General features: G+C 72.0%; 15 protein-coding genes and 1 pseudogene. 9 read left to right on the top strand and 7 right to left on the bottom strand.

Annotated features, from left to right (window positions below):
• Position 1 precedes the first annotated feature (1 nt).
• Both ACQEVM_RS19845 and ACQEVM_RS19840 read left to right on the top strand, forming a co-directional pair.
• A complete protein-coding gene (locus ACQEVM_RS19845; RefSeq protein WP_433080873.1) occupies positions 2 to 604 on the top strand; it encodes a hypothetical protein in 603 nt (200 codons plus the stop codon).
• 320 nt (positions 605 to 924) lie between these two features.
• Positions 925 to 2,247 (top strand): AI-2E family transporter, encoded by a 1,323-nt coding sequence (locus ACQEVM_RS19840; RefSeq protein WP_433080871.1) that lies wholly within the window; start codon positions 925 to 927, stop codon positions 2,245 to 2,247.
• A 33-nt stretch (positions 2,248 to 2,280) separates the two neighbouring features.
• On the opposite strand, the gene ACQEVM_RS19835 is transcribed toward ACQEVM_RS19840, so the two are convergent.
• From ACQEVM_RS19835 to ACQEVM_RS19815, 5 genes and pseudogenes are all read right to left on the bottom strand, one after another.
• Complete coding sequence (locus ACQEVM_RS19835; RefSeq protein ID WP_433080869.1) at positions 2,281 to 2,748, bottom strand: hypothetical protein; 468 nt, start codon at positions 2,746 to 2,748, stop codon at positions 2,281 to 2,283.
• A gap of 194 nt (positions 2,749 to 2,942) precedes the next feature.
• Entirely contained in the window at positions 2,943 to 3,248 is a 306-nt protein-coding gene (locus ACQEVM_RS19830) for a hypothetical protein (RefSeq protein WP_433080867.1), read from the bottom strand.
• 147 nt (positions 3,249 to 3,395) lie between these two features.
• On the bottom strand, positions 3,396 to 4,715 hold the full coding sequence (locus tag ACQEVM_RS19825) for an aldehyde dehydrogenase family protein (protein ID WP_433080865.1): 1,320 nt from the start codon (positions 4,713 to 4,715) through the stop codon (positions 3,396 to 3,398).
• A gap of 238 nt (positions 4,716 to 4,953) precedes the next feature.
• Positions 4,954 to 5,465: pseudogene (locus tag ACQEVM_RS19820) on the bottom strand (SRPBCC family protein).
• Between the two features lie 72 nt (positions 5,466 to 5,537).
• Entirely contained in the window at positions 5,538 to 6,305 is a 768-nt protein-coding gene (locus ACQEVM_RS19815) for a polysaccharide deacetylase family protein (protein ID WP_433080863.1), read from the bottom strand.
• 218 nt (positions 6,306 to 6,523) lie between these two features.
• On the opposite strand from ACQEVM_RS19815, the gene ACQEVM_RS19810 reads away from it, so the two are divergent.
• Positions 6,524 to 7,495 (top strand): hypothetical protein, encoded by a 972-nt coding sequence (locus ACQEVM_RS19810; RefSeq protein WP_433080861.1) that lies wholly within the window; start codon positions 6,524 to 6,526, stop codon positions 7,493 to 7,495.
• Between the two features lie 38 nt (positions 7,496 to 7,533).
• Positions 7,534 to 8,295 (top strand): YqjF family protein, encoded by a 762-nt coding sequence (locus tag ACQEVM_RS19805; protein WP_433080859.1) that lies wholly within the window; start codon positions 7,534 to 7,536, stop codon positions 8,293 to 8,295.
• Positions 8,296 to 8,365: 70 nt separating this feature from the next.
• Here ACQEVM_RS19805 and ACQEVM_RS19800 read toward each other — a convergent pair whose 3' ends face one another.
• On the bottom strand, positions 8,366 to 9,589 hold the full coding sequence (locus ACQEVM_RS19800) for an MFS transporter (RefSeq protein WP_433080857.1): 1,224 nt from the start codon (positions 9,587 to 9,589) through the stop codon (positions 8,366 to 8,368).
• A gap of 124 nt (positions 9,590 to 9,713) precedes the next feature.
• Between ACQEVM_RS19800 and ACQEVM_RS19795 the strand changes: the two genes are divergently transcribed.
• A complete protein-coding gene (locus tag ACQEVM_RS19795) occupies positions 9,714 to 9,896 on the top strand; it encodes a hypothetical protein (RefSeq protein WP_384620538.1) in 183 nt (60 codons plus the stop codon).
• Between the two features lie 102 nt (positions 9,897 to 9,998).
• Here the strand turns inward: ACQEVM_RS19795 and ACQEVM_RS19790 are convergent, their stop codons facing one another.
• Positions 9,999 to 12,002, bottom strand: coding sequence for a CASTOR/POLLUX-related putative ion channel (locus tag ACQEVM_RS19790; protein ID WP_433080855.1), 2,004 nt, complete (start codon positions 12,000 to 12,002; stop codon positions 9,999 to 10,001).
• 223 nt (positions 12,003 to 12,225) lie between these two features.
• Here ACQEVM_RS19790 and ACQEVM_RS19785 point away from each other — a divergent pair, with 223 nt between their 5' ends.
• From ACQEVM_RS19785 to ACQEVM_RS19770, 4 genes are all read left to right on the top strand, one after another.
• Positions 12,226 to 13,134: a YihY/virulence factor BrkB family protein gene (locus ACQEVM_RS19785; protein ID WP_433080853.1), complete on the top strand. Its 909-nt coding sequence runs from the start codon at positions 12,226 to 12,228 to the stop codon at positions 13,132 to 13,134.
• Between the two features lie 59 nt (positions 13,135 to 13,193).
• Positions 13,194 to 13,514, top strand: a complete 321-nt coding sequence (locus tag ACQEVM_RS19780) for a hypothetical protein (RefSeq protein ID WP_433080851.1) — start codon at positions 13,194 to 13,196, stop codon at positions 13,512 to 13,514.
• A gap of 393 nt (positions 13,515 to 13,907) precedes the next feature.
• Positions 13,908 to 14,213 carry a DUF6247 family protein gene (locus tag ACQEVM_RS19775; RefSeq protein ID WP_433080849.1) on the top strand — a complete coding sequence of 102 codons (306 nt, stop codon included), beginning with the start codon at positions 13,908 to 13,910 and terminating at the stop codon, positions 14,211 to 14,213.
• Positions 14,210 to 14,464, top strand: a complete 255-nt coding sequence (locus tag ACQEVM_RS19770; RefSeq protein WP_433080847.1) for a type II toxin-antitoxin system RelE family toxin — start codon at positions 14,210 to 14,212, stop codon at positions 14,462 to 14,464. Before ACQEVM_RS19775 ends, ACQEVM_RS19770 begins: the two co-directional genes overlap by 4 nt.
• The last annotated feature ends 338 nt before the right edge of the window (positions 14,465 to 14,802 follow it).

Raw genomic sequence — 14,802 nt, 5'->3', positions numbered from 1 at the left:
CATGCGGGAGAACGAAGACACGACCGGCCGAACCGGCGAGGGCCGCCTGACCACCGAGAGCCTCGCCCACCCGGGTACCGATCGCGGCTCCGCGGTGTATCCCGGTGGGGCCGACACCACCGCCGGCACCGAGGGCGACGTCATACGCGAGGACCCGCGCGAGGACCCCCGCGGGTTCGGCCGGGACGGCCTGCCTGCCGACCCCCTGGACGGCGTACGGGACGACCCGCGTGAGGTCTCGGCGGACGATCCGACGGCGTTCGGACGCGACGGACTGCGGGACGAACCGGCGCGCACCGGAGTGCACACCGACGAGGTCGGCGCCGACGCGTCGGACGAGCCCCTGCTCGGAGGAGCCGACGCGGACGGCCTGCGCAAGCAGTGGAGCGAGATCCAGGGGCGCTTCGTGGACGACCCGCAGGAAGCGGTGCGGTCCGCCGACACCCTGGTGGCCGAGGTGATGCAGGAACTCGCCCGGACGTTCTCCGCGCACAAGCAGGACCTGGAGGGCCAGTGGGACCGCGGCGAACAGGTCGCCACCGAGGACCTGCGCCTCGCACTGCAGCGCTACCGCTCCTTCTTCAACCGACTCCTCAACACCTGAGGCGCGCACCGGGTCAGGCCCTCGCACCGGGGCCCTGACCGCCACGCGTCCGCCGGTCGCCGCGACACGAGCGGATGCCGGAGCGGGCCGGATGGACCACGCTGGACCTCCCGGGGCGAGTCGCCCCTCACCGGACAGCGGAGGGAAACCGTCGTGGACCGCGCAATCGAACCACCCGGGGCCCGGCGTCGTACACACGACGCCGGGCCCCGCGCCGTGTGATCACCGACTCCTGAACCGACTTCCGAACCGACCGGGCCGGACCCGGCTGGCGGAGCGGATCGAGGGCAGAAGGGCAACGACACGGAGGGAGGTTCCGAATGCCCGGAATCCACAGATGGCTCGACCGCGTGAAAGACGGCGCGACCGCGCTCGGCGAGCGCCGCGCCCAGGCCCAGGCGCGACGCGACGCGGAGTACGGGGAGAGCGCGGAGGAAGAGCGCGCGGCAGAGGCCCGACGGGCCCGCCCCCGTACGCCCGACCCGGCGGTGGCGGTGCCCTGGAGCATTCGGGTGGCGGCCGAGGCGGGCTGGCGGTTCCTGGTGCTCGCGGCCACGCTGTGGGTGCTGATGCGGGTCATCGGCGCCGTCCGACTGGTCGTCCTCGCCTTCGTCGTCGCCCTCCTCGTCACCGCGCTGCTCCAGCCGACGGTCGCCCGCCTGCACCGCAGCGGTCTGTCCCAGGGACTGGCCACCGCCGTGACCGCGATCTGCGGGTTCCTCGTGCTGGGCCTGGTCGGCTGGTTCGTGGTCTGGCAGGTGCTCGACAATCTCGACACCCTGTCGGGGCGCCTCCAGGAGGGCATCGAGGAACTGAAACAGTGGCTCCTCGACAGCCCGTTCCATGTGACCGAGCAGCAGATCAACGACGTCGCGAACAACCTCAGCGACGCGATCGGCACCAGCACCAGCGAGATCACCTCCAAGGGCCTCCAGGGCGTGACCGTGCTCGTGGAGATCCTCACCGGCATGCTGCTCGCGATGTTCTCCACGCTCTTCCTGCTGTACGACGGCAAGCGCATCTGGCAGTGGACGCTCAAGCTGGTCCCGGCCGTGGCCCGGCCGGGCGTGGCCGGCGCCGGTCCGCGGGCCTGGCGCACGCTCACCGCGTACGTGCGCGGGACGATGATCGTCGCCCTGATCGACGCGCTCTTCATCGGCATCGGCATCTACCTCCTGGGTGTCCCGCTCGCCGTGCCCATCGGAGTGGTGATCTTCCTGGCGTCGTTCGTGCCGCTGGTCGGCGCGGTGGTGTCCGGGGCCCTCGCGGTGGTCGTCGCACTCGTCACCCAGGGCGTGTTCACCGCGCTCATGGCCCTGCTGGTGGTGCTCGCGGTCCAGCAGATCGAAGGGCACATCCTCCAGCCCTTCATCCTGGGACGGGCCGTTCGGGTCCATCCCCTGGCCGTGGTCCTGGCCGTCGCGACCGGCGGACTGGTCGCCGGGATCGGCGGCGCCGTCGTCGCCGTGCCGCTGGTCGCCGTCGCCAACACGGTGATCGGCCACCTGCGCGCCTACGCGGGGGACGAGGGCGACGAGCCCCCGGCCGAGGACGGCACGCGGACCGGGGCCCAGCCGGGGCCGGAGGCCGGCCCGCCGTCCGCGGCCGACCCGGGGCCGACCGCCGCCGACGGCCCCGCCTGAGCCGTCCGCCGGGCCGGGACCGACGCGCGCGTCTCAGTAGCGCAGGGCGGTCCCGGTCTCGGCCTTCACCTCGCCCGAGAGGGTCCGGGTGCTACGCGCCGTGCCCTTGCCGGTCGCGCCGGCCGCCACGTCCGCGAGGGTCACCACGACCGTGTCGAGCAGGTTGCCTCCGCTGTCGCGGAAGTTGACCTGGACGGCGAAGGACTTCTTGCCCTCGGCCGTGTTGGACACCGTCACGGGCACGGTGGTTCGCCCGTCGCCGTCCTGGGCGACGGCGCCGAGGGTCACGTCCTTCTTCGCGTTCACCCCGTCCTTCACACCGTCGAGCTTCTTCTTGGCCTCGGCGGCCGCGGAGTCCAGGCCCGCCCCGACCGACTGCACGGCGGACGCCGCCTTCGAGGCGACATCCGACGGGGTGCTTCCGTCGGAACACCCGGTCGCACCGGCGGCGAGACCCGCGAGAACGACCAGCGAGAGGGTGCGCATCCACACACGGTTCATTCGGCTCTCCAGTGAGCTCGGGCCGGCCGCCGCGGGTGCGTGGGCGGGACGGCGGACGATCCATCGATGGTGGTACGGCAACGCCATGATGGATCCCGAAGCCGGGAGCGGACGGCCCCGCGTGCGGGTGTCGCGGTGAACCCCACCGATGGCGCCTATGGGGCGCCTCGGTTCGGGTCGTGGGCAACCGCCGGTCAGGAGCGGGGCAGTCCCAGCACCACGGCGAGCCCGAGGAGCACGCCGACGTGCGCGCTCACCAGGGGGAACCACTGCCCGGCGCGCATCCGGAAGCGGGCTTTGACCAGCAGCGTCCACTCGAAGGACACGGCGAGCAGCGCGAGGGCGAGCAGGGGGAGCCACAGAGCCGTCCACCAGCCGTCCGTGCCCCCGAGCCGCACCGACGCGAGGAAGCCGCCGCCGAGCAGCAATGCCCCATCCCAACCCGGCTTCTCCGCAGGTGGTTTGACGTCGTTCCCCGGCTCTTCGGCAGTCGTGTCCATGAAGGCCAAAGGTACACGGAGCGTCGTGAGGGAGCCGAGGGCGTCACCACCTCACCCCGGGCCGGGGCGCGGGGTGAGGTGTCGCGGCACGCGTGCGGGGAGGGAGCCGGCGCGGTGGCCGGTTCCCTCCCCGCAACGTCGGTGGGGTCAGCTCAGCGGCTTGTCCAGGACCGCCTTGAGGTGGCTGAACGTGGCCAGGGACCAGTGACCGTGGTAGTTGCCCATGCCGCTCTCGCCCACTCCGCCGAACGGGAGGTCGGAGACGGTCAGATGGGCCACGGGAAGGCCGAACGTGAGACCACCCGAGGAGGTCTCCTCGGTGAGGCGTTCCCGCGTGGTCTCCGACTCGGTGAAGGCGTAGAGGGCCAACGGCTTGTCCCTGCCGCCGATGAACGCGATGGCCTCGTCCAGCCCGGCCACCTCGACCACCGGCAGGATCGGACCGAAGATCTCCTCGGCCATCACGGGGGAGTCCGGGGACACGTCCGCCAGGACCGTGGGCGCGATGTAGCGGGCCGCCCGGTCGTGGTCGCCGCCGACCACCGTGCGGCCCGACGCCAGCAGGCCCGTGAGGCGGTCGAAGTGACGGTCGTTGACGATCCGGCCGTACGCGGGGGAGGAGGCCGGATCGTCCCCGTACAGCGTGTGCACGGCGTCGGCGAGGGCCTTCTCCAGCTCCCGGGCCGTCTCGGGGTCGGTGAGCACGTAGTCGGGGGCGACGCACGTCTGCCCCGCGTTCATGAACTTGGTCGACGCCAGCCGGGCGGCCACGACGGCCAGATCCGTGCCACGATCGACGAACGCGGGGGATTTGCCACCGAGTTCGAGTGTCACCGGGGTGAGGTTCTCGGCCGCGGCACGCATCACGACCCGGCCGACCGTCCCGTTGCCGGTGTAGAAGATGTGGTCGAAGCGCTGCGCCAACAGCTCCGTCGTCTCGGGGACGCCGCCTTCCACCACGGCGACCGCGTCGGTGTCCACGTACAGCGGCAGCAGCTCGGCCACCGCACTCGACGTGGCCGGGGCCAGCTCGCTGGGCTTGGCGACGACGCAGTTGCCCGCCGCGAGCGCGCCGACGACCGGGGCCAGCAGCAGCTGCAACGGGTAGTTCCACGGGGCGATGACCAGGACCACGCCCAACGGGTCCAGCACGGTGTGGGCGGTGGCCGGGCTCAACCGCTCGGGAACCGCCACCGGCTGGGGGCGGAGCCACTGGGCGAGGTGGTCCAGCGTGTGGTCGATCTCCCGAACGACGAAATCGATCTCGGTGCGGTAGGCCTCCTCGCGCCCCTTGCCGAGGTCCGTGTGGAGCGCGGTGGCCAGCTCGTCCCCGCGTTCCTTCAGCAGGGCGCGCACCGCCCGAAGCTGCGCCGTACGCCAGGAGAGCGGCTTCGTGCGACCGGAGGCGAAGCCGGCGCGGAGCCGCTCGACGGTGTCTGCGGGCTGCTCCGGGAGGTGGTTCGACATGCGGGACTCCTGAGGGGAAAGGCCAGGCCGGGCGTTGCCGTCGCCGGACGGGAGGATCTGCGGCGATCGTCGAGCGGGCGCGCCCCGCCCGGGGGAAGGGTGGTGCACCGCTTCGATCGATGTATATAGCAACTAGTGTGGCCGGATTATTCCGTCCCAAACGCGGATTCCCCGAGGGCGTCGGATCCGGGTGCGGTCGCGGGGGCGAGGCGCGTCGAGGCCGCCGCTCCGTCGTCCCTCACGGCGTTCGGGCGTCGGATTCCAGGGCGGCCTTGAGGTTGCGCAGGGTGACGCGGATGTTCCGACGCTGGAAATCGGCGAAGGTGTGCCCGCCCGTCGCGATCTTGTCGAAGGTGTTCGCGACGAGATCCGGCCACGAGCGGCGGTCGTCGGTCCACGTCTCCGTCACCCTCGTCCCCCGGGGACCGCCTCGAACCGGTACTCCCAGGTGGCGATGGGGCCGCGCAGGCGCGGTCGCTTCAGTCCGATGGAGTGGACCCGGAAGCGGAACAGCTCGTCCTGGTCCGCCGCCATGACGGTGCAGCGCGTGGTCCAGCGGAAGGCGCCACGCTTGTTGTGTCCGTCGAAGACCGTCCCGACCGGTACGGGACCCGGCTCGCGGGTGAGGGTCGCCCCCAGGTTCTCGGGGCTCCAGCGGCCCATGAGCGAGGGGTCGCACACGTGCCGGTACACCGTGGACGGGGCGGCCTCGACGATGACGCTGTCGGAAACGCTGAGCAGGCGGGTCATGGAACTCCAATCCTCGGAGGCCGACGTTACCGCCTGGTAGCCGGGGTGGGCGAGTGACCCCGGACCGGAGTCTCAGCCGGCGGTGCGGACCGGGAAGGTGAACGCGTACCCGTGCTCCACGAACCACGGCAGGAGCGTGCGCAGGGCCTCCACCGTCTCGCCCCGGTCGCCGCCCCCGTCATGGAACAGCACGGTCGGTTCGGCGGGCAGCCCGCTCTCCACCGCGGCCACGATCGCGGGCGTGCCGGGGCGGCTCCAGTCCTCGGTGTCCACGCTCCACCCCAGGGGCCGCATCCCGTGCTCCGCCGCGATCCGCCGGCTGTCCGGGGAGAAGGCGCCGCCCGGTGCGCGGTAGTAGTCGACGGTCGCTCCGGGAGCCGCCTTCTCGATCGTGTTCTTGGCGTCGAGGATCTGCCGCTCCTGGTAGGCGACGGGCTGTTTGTCCATCGTCATGTCATGGCTGACGGAGTGGTCGCACAACCGGTGTCCGTCCGCCACCACCCTCCTGACGAGGTCGGAGTACTTCCCGGCGTTCGTTCCGATCATGCAGAACGTGGCCTTGACCCCGTACCCCTTCAGCACCTCCAGGACCTTCGGCGTCCAGACCGGGTCGGGTCCGTCGTCGATCGTGATCGCGACGTCGCGTGCGCCGCCTTCCGCCGCACGCGTGATGGAGAGCGGCACCGTCGCAGCGGCGGGCGCCGTCCGGGCCTCCGGTGTCGAGGGCCGCGTGGTGGCGGAGGCCGCCGCGGGGGAGCACAGCGAGGCGAGGGTGAGCGCCGTCGCCGTGAGGGCGAACCCGGCCGTGCGGCGGGTGGCCGACAAACTGCTGATTCTCATGAAACCGCTCTTCACTGGTGACGGGACGGCGCCCCGGGGGACCACGGGGCACCGTCCCAGGCTAGGAACCCCGAGCAGTGTCCGGCCTCATTCCTTCGGCCATTCCCGGTATCCGCCCCGCCGCCGCACCCGCCCGACCCTCGCCGGCCTGAACTCGCCCTCCATCAGCCCTGTTTACGTGCTCACAGCGGGATTCGCCCGGCCTTAACCTGTCGCCCATGCCCTTGTTCCGCAGAGCGAAGAAGGCCGCGGTCCCCGTCGACACCGGGCTGCCCGTCCCGCCGTGGTGTCCCTGGTTCGGGCCCGCGGAATGGCAGTCCTTCCTGGCCCTCCTCAACGGCCTCTTCCTCGACGGGGAAGGCTCCGACCAGCCCATGCGGTTCGGTGCCGAGCAGCACCTGCAGCTCGGCATCGGCAGCGGGATCCCGCTGGACCTGGCGGAGCTGGCCCTCCTGCTCCGGCCGCTGCCCCGGGCACAGTGGCGCGAAGCCGCCGCGGGGCACCTCAACGGGCTGCTGGAGCTCGGCGACCGTCGCAGGGCCCTGCACGAGGCGGGCTACGAGGAGGTCCGTCCGCTGCTGCTGCCGCGGGTCGTGCCCCTGAGTACCGTCGCCGAGGACTTCGCCCTGGTCAGACCCCTGACCGAGGACCTCGCCGCAGTCCTGGTGGTCCGCGTGGACGGCGACCGCTCGTCCCCCGTGCCGGCGTCGCAGTTCCGCGCGTGGAACGTCGACGGGGACGAGGTGTGGGCGCTGGCCGAACGGAACCTAGCCGCCGAACCCGTCGTACGCGACGAGAGCGGCGCGGCCAACCCCATGGTCTCCGTGACCTGCGAGACCGGCTTCACCTGTACCCACGTGCTGCGGGCCGGCGACCTCCTGGGCCGTCCCGCACCCCTGGGCATCCTCGCGATGGTGCCGCACGAGGGGTTCCTGTACTTCCAGGCCGTGGACGGACCCGACCTGCACTCCCAGCTCGTCGGCTACTCCGCGGTCACCCTCGACAACTGGGAGAAGGCCCCGCCGGAACAACGGCTGACGTCGAAGGTGCTGTGGATCCACGAAGGCGGCATCGAGGCCGTGGGCGTGGAGCCCGCCCCGGCCGGCGGCGGACGCCCCGGGGTGATCACCGGGTCCGCGTCCTTCATCGCCATGCTGTCGTCGTTCCGCCCGCCGGACCCCGAACGCTGACCGCTCCCGGCCCGGCGACGGGCTGGGACACTGGGCCCGTGCCGTTCTCCCGTGAACCGATCCGCAGCGAGCCGCCCTTCTCCCTGCCCCGTGCCCTGCTGACGCAGTCCTGGCTCGACCTGGCCTTCCTGCACTGGCCGGTCGACCCGGCGGACGTGGCCCCGCTCCTGCCGCCCGGAACCGTCCCCGACACCCTCGACGGGGTCACGTACGTCGGTCTCATCGCCTTCCGGATGGATCGCGTCGGCTGGCTGGGGCTGCCGGGCGTCCCGTACCTCGGATCCTTCCCCGAGACGAACGTGCGCCTGTACTCGGTGGACGCCCAAGGACGACGCGGGGTCGTCTTCCGTTCCCTGGACGCCTCGCGCCTGGTGTCGGTGGCGGTCGCCCGGACCGTGTTCCGGCTGCCCTACCAGTGGTCGCGGATGTCCCTCGACCGCACCGGTGACGTCGTCACGTACACGGGTGTGCGCAGATGGCCCGGCCCTCGGGGCGCGCACTCGCGGATCGCCGTCCGCGTAGCGGATCCCATCGACGAGCCCACGGAGTTGGAACACTTCCTCACGGCCCGCTGGTGTCTGCACAACGACTTCCCCGGTGGTCCGCTGCACCTGCCGAACACCCACCCCCGCTGGCCCCTGTACCGAGCGGAACTGCTCGAATGCCGGGAGGACCTGATCGCCGCGGCCGGTCTGCCCGCCCCGGCCGGGGACCCGGTCAGTGTCCTGTACTCGCCCGGGGTGCCGGTCCGCTTCGGTCGCCCCAGCCGCTTCACGGCGACCCCGCCCCCTCCCCGGTGACCGACCGGAGCGGCACCCCACCCGCGTCGTGACCGATCGGTGGAACGCCCGCTCCGCGCCGGGGCCCGGCTCAGGACGCGGACGGCGAGGGCGCCGTCGGCGGGTGCCGCAGGAGGTACAGGCCCGTCGCGGCGGCCAGCACCGTCGCACACACGGTGAACGTCAACCCGGCACCCACCAGTCCGAGCCACAGCGTCAACGCACCCACGCCCACCACCGGGAGCGAGATGCCCGTGTACGCCACCACGAAGAACGAGGAGATCGTGCCGCCCCGGTGCGCGGGCGGCGCCGCGTCGCTCACGGCCGTGAGCCCCGCGCGGAAGGCCATCCCCTGCCCCAGCCCGCCGCACACCGCTCCCGCCAACAGCAGCGGCATCGACTCGGTCCACAGCGAGGCGCCGACCAGCAGCAGACCGACCACCAGGACGAGGCAGCCCAGGGGCAGCGCCCGCCCTACGGGCATGCGCCCCACCAGGACCTGACCGATCGTCGAGCCGAGGAACACGGTGAAGACCACCAGGCCGGCCGTGGCGTGGTTGGTCACGCCCAGGGTCTCGGACACGAAGCTCGGCGCGATCGAGGTGAACAGTCCGAGCAGCGCGAACCCGGCGAACGCCGCGAGCGCGCACGGTACGAAGACGCCGCGGATGTCCGGTGGAACGGACAGCCCCTGCGGCTTCAGGGGAGGCAGGCGTCGGGGGTGCTCGACCGTCTCGGGCAGCAACAGCACGATGGCGCACGCGAAGGACAGGAGGACGAGGTGGGCCAGGAACGGCAGGATCAGCGGCAGCGGCGCGTACTCGGCCAGCATCCCGGCCAGCAACGGACCACAGCCCAGGCCGCCCATGTTGGCGGCGGTCGCGGCCAGTCCGGCGCGCCTCTTGCGCTCGGGGGGCGCCAGTTCCAGGACGGTGACCGTACCCACGCCGCTGAGCAGTCCGGCCGAGAACCCGGACAGCACGCGGCCCGCGAACAGCAGGGGCAGACCGCCCTCCAACAGGAAGCAGCCCGCGCTCAGCGCCGACAGCCCCAACGCGTACAGCAGTACGGGCCGGCGGCCCGCCTCGTCGGAGTAGTTGCCGGCGACCAGGAGCGTGACGATGACCCCGACGGCGTAGGCGGCGAAGACCAGCGTCACCATCAGCTCGGAGAAACCGAGTTCCTCCCTGTACAGCCCGTACAGGGGAGTGGGGAGCGTCGTGCCGGCCATGCCGATGGCGAACACCGCCGCCGCGCTCAGGTATCCGAGCCGTCGCCGGTCGTGCCCACGGTCCCGGCTGATCTTCGCTGCCATGGAGCACACAGTAGAGCGCGGTGTCCGAAAGCCCGGAAGGCTTCCCGTCGGCGCATGTCGGCGGGCGGCGGGGGCAAGCGGTGGAACACGACCTTGTCGGAGCCGCATGGCGGAGGTGTTGAGGGTGACGGGTGCGAGGGTTCTCGAATTTTTCCCCGCCGGTGGTCCGCGCGGAAGCTGGCCCGCCGAGGAATCCGCGGCCAGGCGCCGCGCCCGCGGCGAGGCGGTGCGCGTCGTGATGGACCTGGACCAGGACGCCTTCCTCGTGGTGGCCCAGGACCATGACGCGGGCGCCCTGACGGGCTGACTCCCCGGGCGGGGCGGGCACTTCGCGTGGACGCCGGGCACGGAAGCGGGAAATCGACCGCGGTGTGAACGCACCACCGCCCACCGGCGGGGCGGCTACCGGTCACGCCACACCGTCCACCTCGGACGGGGCGCGGCTGCGCCTCCCGGGCAACGTGTGCCCCGGCAGGGCGTCCGCGTTCGGGGCCCCCGGCTCCGGTGCCAACACGATCACCGAGTCCTCCGCACCCCACCGCACCCGCTCCCGTTTGTCCGGGTTGATCCGGACGCCGTACGAGCGGCCCCGCGCGCCGCCCTCGTGGAGCCGGAAACCGATGACACAGTGCCCCTGCCTGAGGCCGGACTCCACCACCGTGGCGAAGGTGACCGAACGGTCGGGCAGCACGTAGTCCGTCGCCGGCTTCAGCTGGAGGGTGTCACCGCCGACCGTGAACAGGTGGTCGAAGACGTCGGCGAGGGCCGGGTTCTCCGCGATCTGCGTCATCAACAGGCTGATGAGCCGGCCGCCGACGATGAAGTCGGCTCCCTCCCGGGCGGGAGCGAGCAACCGGTTGCGGTCGTCGGTCATCTCGGTCACGACGGCCAGTTCACGCCCGGAGGCCTCTTCCAGCGCGCGCAGGTGAAGCAGGGTCACCAAGGTCCTGTCGTCACCGCCGAGGGCCCCGGGCGCCGCGGACACGTCGTCGTACCCGAGGACGATGACCCTGTCGAACGAGAGCACGTCCAGCTCGTCGAGGAGCCGCGGGTCGGTGACATCGCCGCTGTGCACGGTCACACGCATGCGGCGTCCCGGTGACCGCGCGCAACGGCCGGCGTCCGCCGGCGGCCCCTCGCCCTCCGCCACGACCACGAGGACCGAACCGTCGGGGACACACCGGTCGAGTTGCTCGACGACGAGCGGGGCACGGTGGTTCCACCCGAGCAGCAGGAGCCGCTCCGGGGGCGCCGTCGTCGTGCGCGGCACCACGATCGCCTCCTCGTCCACGGTGGGCGGTCGCTCCGCCCGGGTCGCGGTGTCGTCGTCCTCGGTGATCAGCACGATCCGGTCGCCCGCCCCGAGGACGCTGTCGGCGGCCGGATTGAGTTCGACGCCGCCCGAGCCGCGCAGGATGCCGACGACGCTGGACGTGTCGTACGCGAGCAGCAGGTCGCCGAAGGCGTGCCCGGCCAGGGCGGGTTCCTCGACCATGTAGATCTCGTCGCCGTCGAAGTCCAGCAGCTCCTGGTAGACGAGGGAGAGCCCCGGCCGGCGCGAGGCCTGCGCGATGAGCCGGGCGGTGATGTCCTCGATGTTCAGGACCCGGCCGTGAGCCCCTGCGGCCAGGTCCGCCGCCCGATGGTGGCGCCCGTCCCGCACCGCGGCGACGACGGAGGGGCGGCCCCGCCCCCGCACCGCCGCCTCCAGCGCCAGCAGCGTCTTCACCACGTGGGCGTCTCCGTCCTCGCCCTCATGGGTCAGGACCAGGACGGCGCGTGCCGTCTCGGGACTGACCAGGGAGACGACCGCGGGATCGGTGGTCACCCCGTTGCGGCAGATCAGCCGGGTGTGACCGAGGCGGCCGAGCGCGGTGTCGATCTCGTCCTCCATCTCCGCCTTGTCCTTCGGCCCCAGGACGGCGATGACGGCCCGTCGCTGATTGGAGTTGGCGACGGTCAGTTCGGAGACGATCGGGAAGACCTGGTCCGACCAGCCGAGCAGTACGGTGTGCCCCGACTCCAGGACGGTGGACCTGCCGCGTCGCAGGGCCAGCACCTTGTCGTTGAGGCCGGTGGTGATGAGGCTGACGAGGGTGGAGACGAACAACAACGCCACCAGGGCCAGCAGGACCGAGATGACGACGTACAGGGGGCTGCCGACGGCGCCCCCGATCTTCAGGGTCTGACCGACGCTCACCCAGACGGCGACGAGTTGCCCGGACCAGGTGGTGGGCGCCTTCTGGTCGGCCCAGACCAGCGCGACGCTGGCCGGGATCACGATGGCCAGACACAACAGAGTGAGCCAGCCGATGAGCAGCGCGGTCCCGCGCGCCACGATGGTGTCGAACCAATAGCGGGTACGCGGCCAGGTGGGTTCGGCGCGTTGTTCCGTCGTCCTGCGACCTGTCAACCGGGCTTCCTCGGTCAGCTGTCGGTGCCGCGTGCACGTCGCGTCCACGACTGCCCGGCATCGGTGGTTTTGTACGGGATGCAGGCTAGTGCGCCCATCCGACGCGAACGGAGCGCCGGCACGGATTCCGCCCATCGCGTGACGTGTCGATCTCGAGTTCGTGCACGGTGCGCGGCCGGGTCCGGGGGCGCGTAGGAACGGCCACGAGGGGCATGAGCGCCCCGTGGCAACGAACACTTCCCCCACCGCTCCCCGCACCACCCCCGCGATCCGGGGGAACAGCGCCGTCGCGCTCGCCGTGCGCACCCGCTCCGCCCTGCGCGACACCGCGGTGCGCGTGTGGGAAGACAACGTCGCCGACTACGCCGCCGCCCTCACCTACTACGCGGTGCTGGCCCTCGTGCCCGCACTGCTGGTCTCGGTCTCCCTGGTGGGGCTGGCCGGTCCCGGCACCCGCGAGCGCCTCATCCTCGACCTCACCTCCTACGCCCCGCCCCAGTCCGCGGCCACGCTCCGTGAGGTGCTCGACTCCCTGACCGCCAACCCGTCCTCCATGTGGCTGCTGCTCGCCAGTGGCATCGTCAGCGCCCTGTGGTCGGCTTCCAGTTACCTCGCGGTCTTCCGCCGCGCGCTGCACGCGATGTACCGACTCCCCGACACGCGACCGCCCCTGCGCGCCGCCCACGTCCTCGTCCTCACCGCCGCGCTGCTGCTGGGCCTGCTGGTGACCGGCGCGGCCAGTCTGGTCGCGTCGGGCCCCTTCGCCCGCCGCGTCGCGGCCGCCGCCGGCTACGAGGGCGTGGGCACCATGGCCGTACTGCGCTGGCCGACCCTGCTCGTCATCGCCGTCTCGCTGATCCTGATCCTCTTCCGCACCGGCCCGGCGCGCGCCCGGGGAACCCGCCGCGGCCTCCCGGGCGGCGCGCTGGCGGCCGTCCTCTGGCTCGCCGCCTCGGCGCTCTTCACGCTCTACACCGAGTTCGGCACCTACAGCCGGCTCTACGGTTCGCTCGCCGGGATCGTGGTCTTCCTCATCTGGCTCTGGTTCACCAACCTGGCGCTGCTCACCGGCGCCCAGTTCAACGCGGTCCTGGCCCGGGACGGGCAGCAGCCGGATCCCGACGCGTCCTGACCGTCCGAGGCGCGCCGCGCCCGGCGGAGTCGTGTCCGCGCGGGTGGAGCGTCGTTTGGGTGGACATGGCTCCGAAGCACTCCACGACCACCGGCACGGCTCGGCACCGCGGCGCGGACGACGGCGTCCTGGCCACCGTCGTCCCCCGACAGACGAGCCGTGCCGGCGCCGAGGAGGCGCCCCTGTTCGAGGAACTCGCCCACGAGTGGACCGCGCGCGGCGCCACCGTGCCGGGTGAACCCGATCCCCTCTGGCAGCGGCTCGTCTCCTGGGACCACCACCAGCGCGAGATCGCCGCCACGATCCGGGACCTCCATCTCCGTGGAGCCGATCCCGCACCCCTGCCCCCCGGTGGCGGGGCGCGGCGACGCCTGGGCTGAAGGCCCCCGCGGGGACCGCCGCAGGCAGCCATGAGGCAGGTGTCAGGGGTCCTCCGTACGAGAGCCTCCCGCACGGTCCGGCCCGGTTCCTCGTCGTGGCGCTGCCGCCGGTGTCCGCGACCAGGGCGGGGGCAGGTGGGCACAGGCCGTCGGCGACACGCCGACCGACGCGTCCGGTGCGGTCTTCACGAGTGTCGGGGTGCGGCCCCCGTCGCGACCCTGATGGCCAAGGCCGCACCCCGTACCAACGAACGTACCCCGAATCGGCCGGTTCGTGTGTTCAGGGTGCGTTCACCCACGTCAGAGCGTGACAGGCCGCTCCGCGCCCGGCGGACCGGAACCCGTGCGCGGGCGCTTTCGCTAGCGTGTCGGCCGGAACCCTCTGGAGGACGCATGAGCGCACGGCCCGAGTACGCGCCCGCCCTGCCGCCGGCACCCGCCCCCGCCGCGGCGGCCGAGCTGCTCGGCCGCATCCGGGCCGACCGCAACGCGGAGCGCTGGGCGCCCGCCTTCGAACGCGACTGGGCCCAGGCCCTGGAGTACGCCCGCCACAGCTACAGCCTCGCCCCGCTGCACGACGTGGTCCACGCCTGGCATGTCCGCCTCACCGCCGCCCCGGCCGTCGACGCCTTCCTGGCCTCGGACCGGGACGACACCGACGGGACCGCCCTCGAGGACCTCTTCGGACCCCGCCGGTGAGCGGTTGGCCGGTACGACTCTCCCCCCACGCGGCGAAGGCGCTCGCGGGACTTCCCGAGTACGCGGTGGAGATCGTCCGTGACGTCCTCGACATCGCCTCCCGCGACCCCTGGTCGTTCCCGGCCTTCGACGGCCGGGACCCCGAAGGGGAGGACGTCCGCTCCGCGACGATCGGGCAGCTCGCCGCCGTGTACTTCGTCAACCGGTCCGCCGGACGTCTCTACGTCATCGACGTCGTCTGGCTCGGGTGACCGAGGCGACCTCCTGCGGACGGCGCCGTCCCGATGCCCTGCGCGGCGTCCTGCCCGAGGTCCGTTCCGTCCGCCGTCTTGCCCAGCCCTCCTGGGTCGAAACGGTCGCAGGTTTGCGGGATTGTAACGATCACTTGGGCGACTCGCAGGCGAAAAGCAGAAGTTACATTCTCGTTATAAATGGCTTCGCTGGGATGAAATGTCGTGATTCAGCACGATATGAAGATCATTAACGAGGGGCATCCGAGGGTCTCTTCGCGCCCGCATCAATAACATGGCAGACCTCCATCCGGAAGCTTGTGGACCCATGCATTTTTTTCCCGTGCTGGGTAACTTGC

This window comes from Streptomyces sp. CA-243310, assembly GCF_050936775.1.
Lineage (GTDB): Bacteria > Actinomycetota > Actinomycetes > Streptomycetales > Streptomycetaceae > Streptomyces.
The sequence above is the reverse complement of the archived record's forward strand: the minus strand, read 5'-3'. Positions and strand labels throughout refer to the sequence as shown.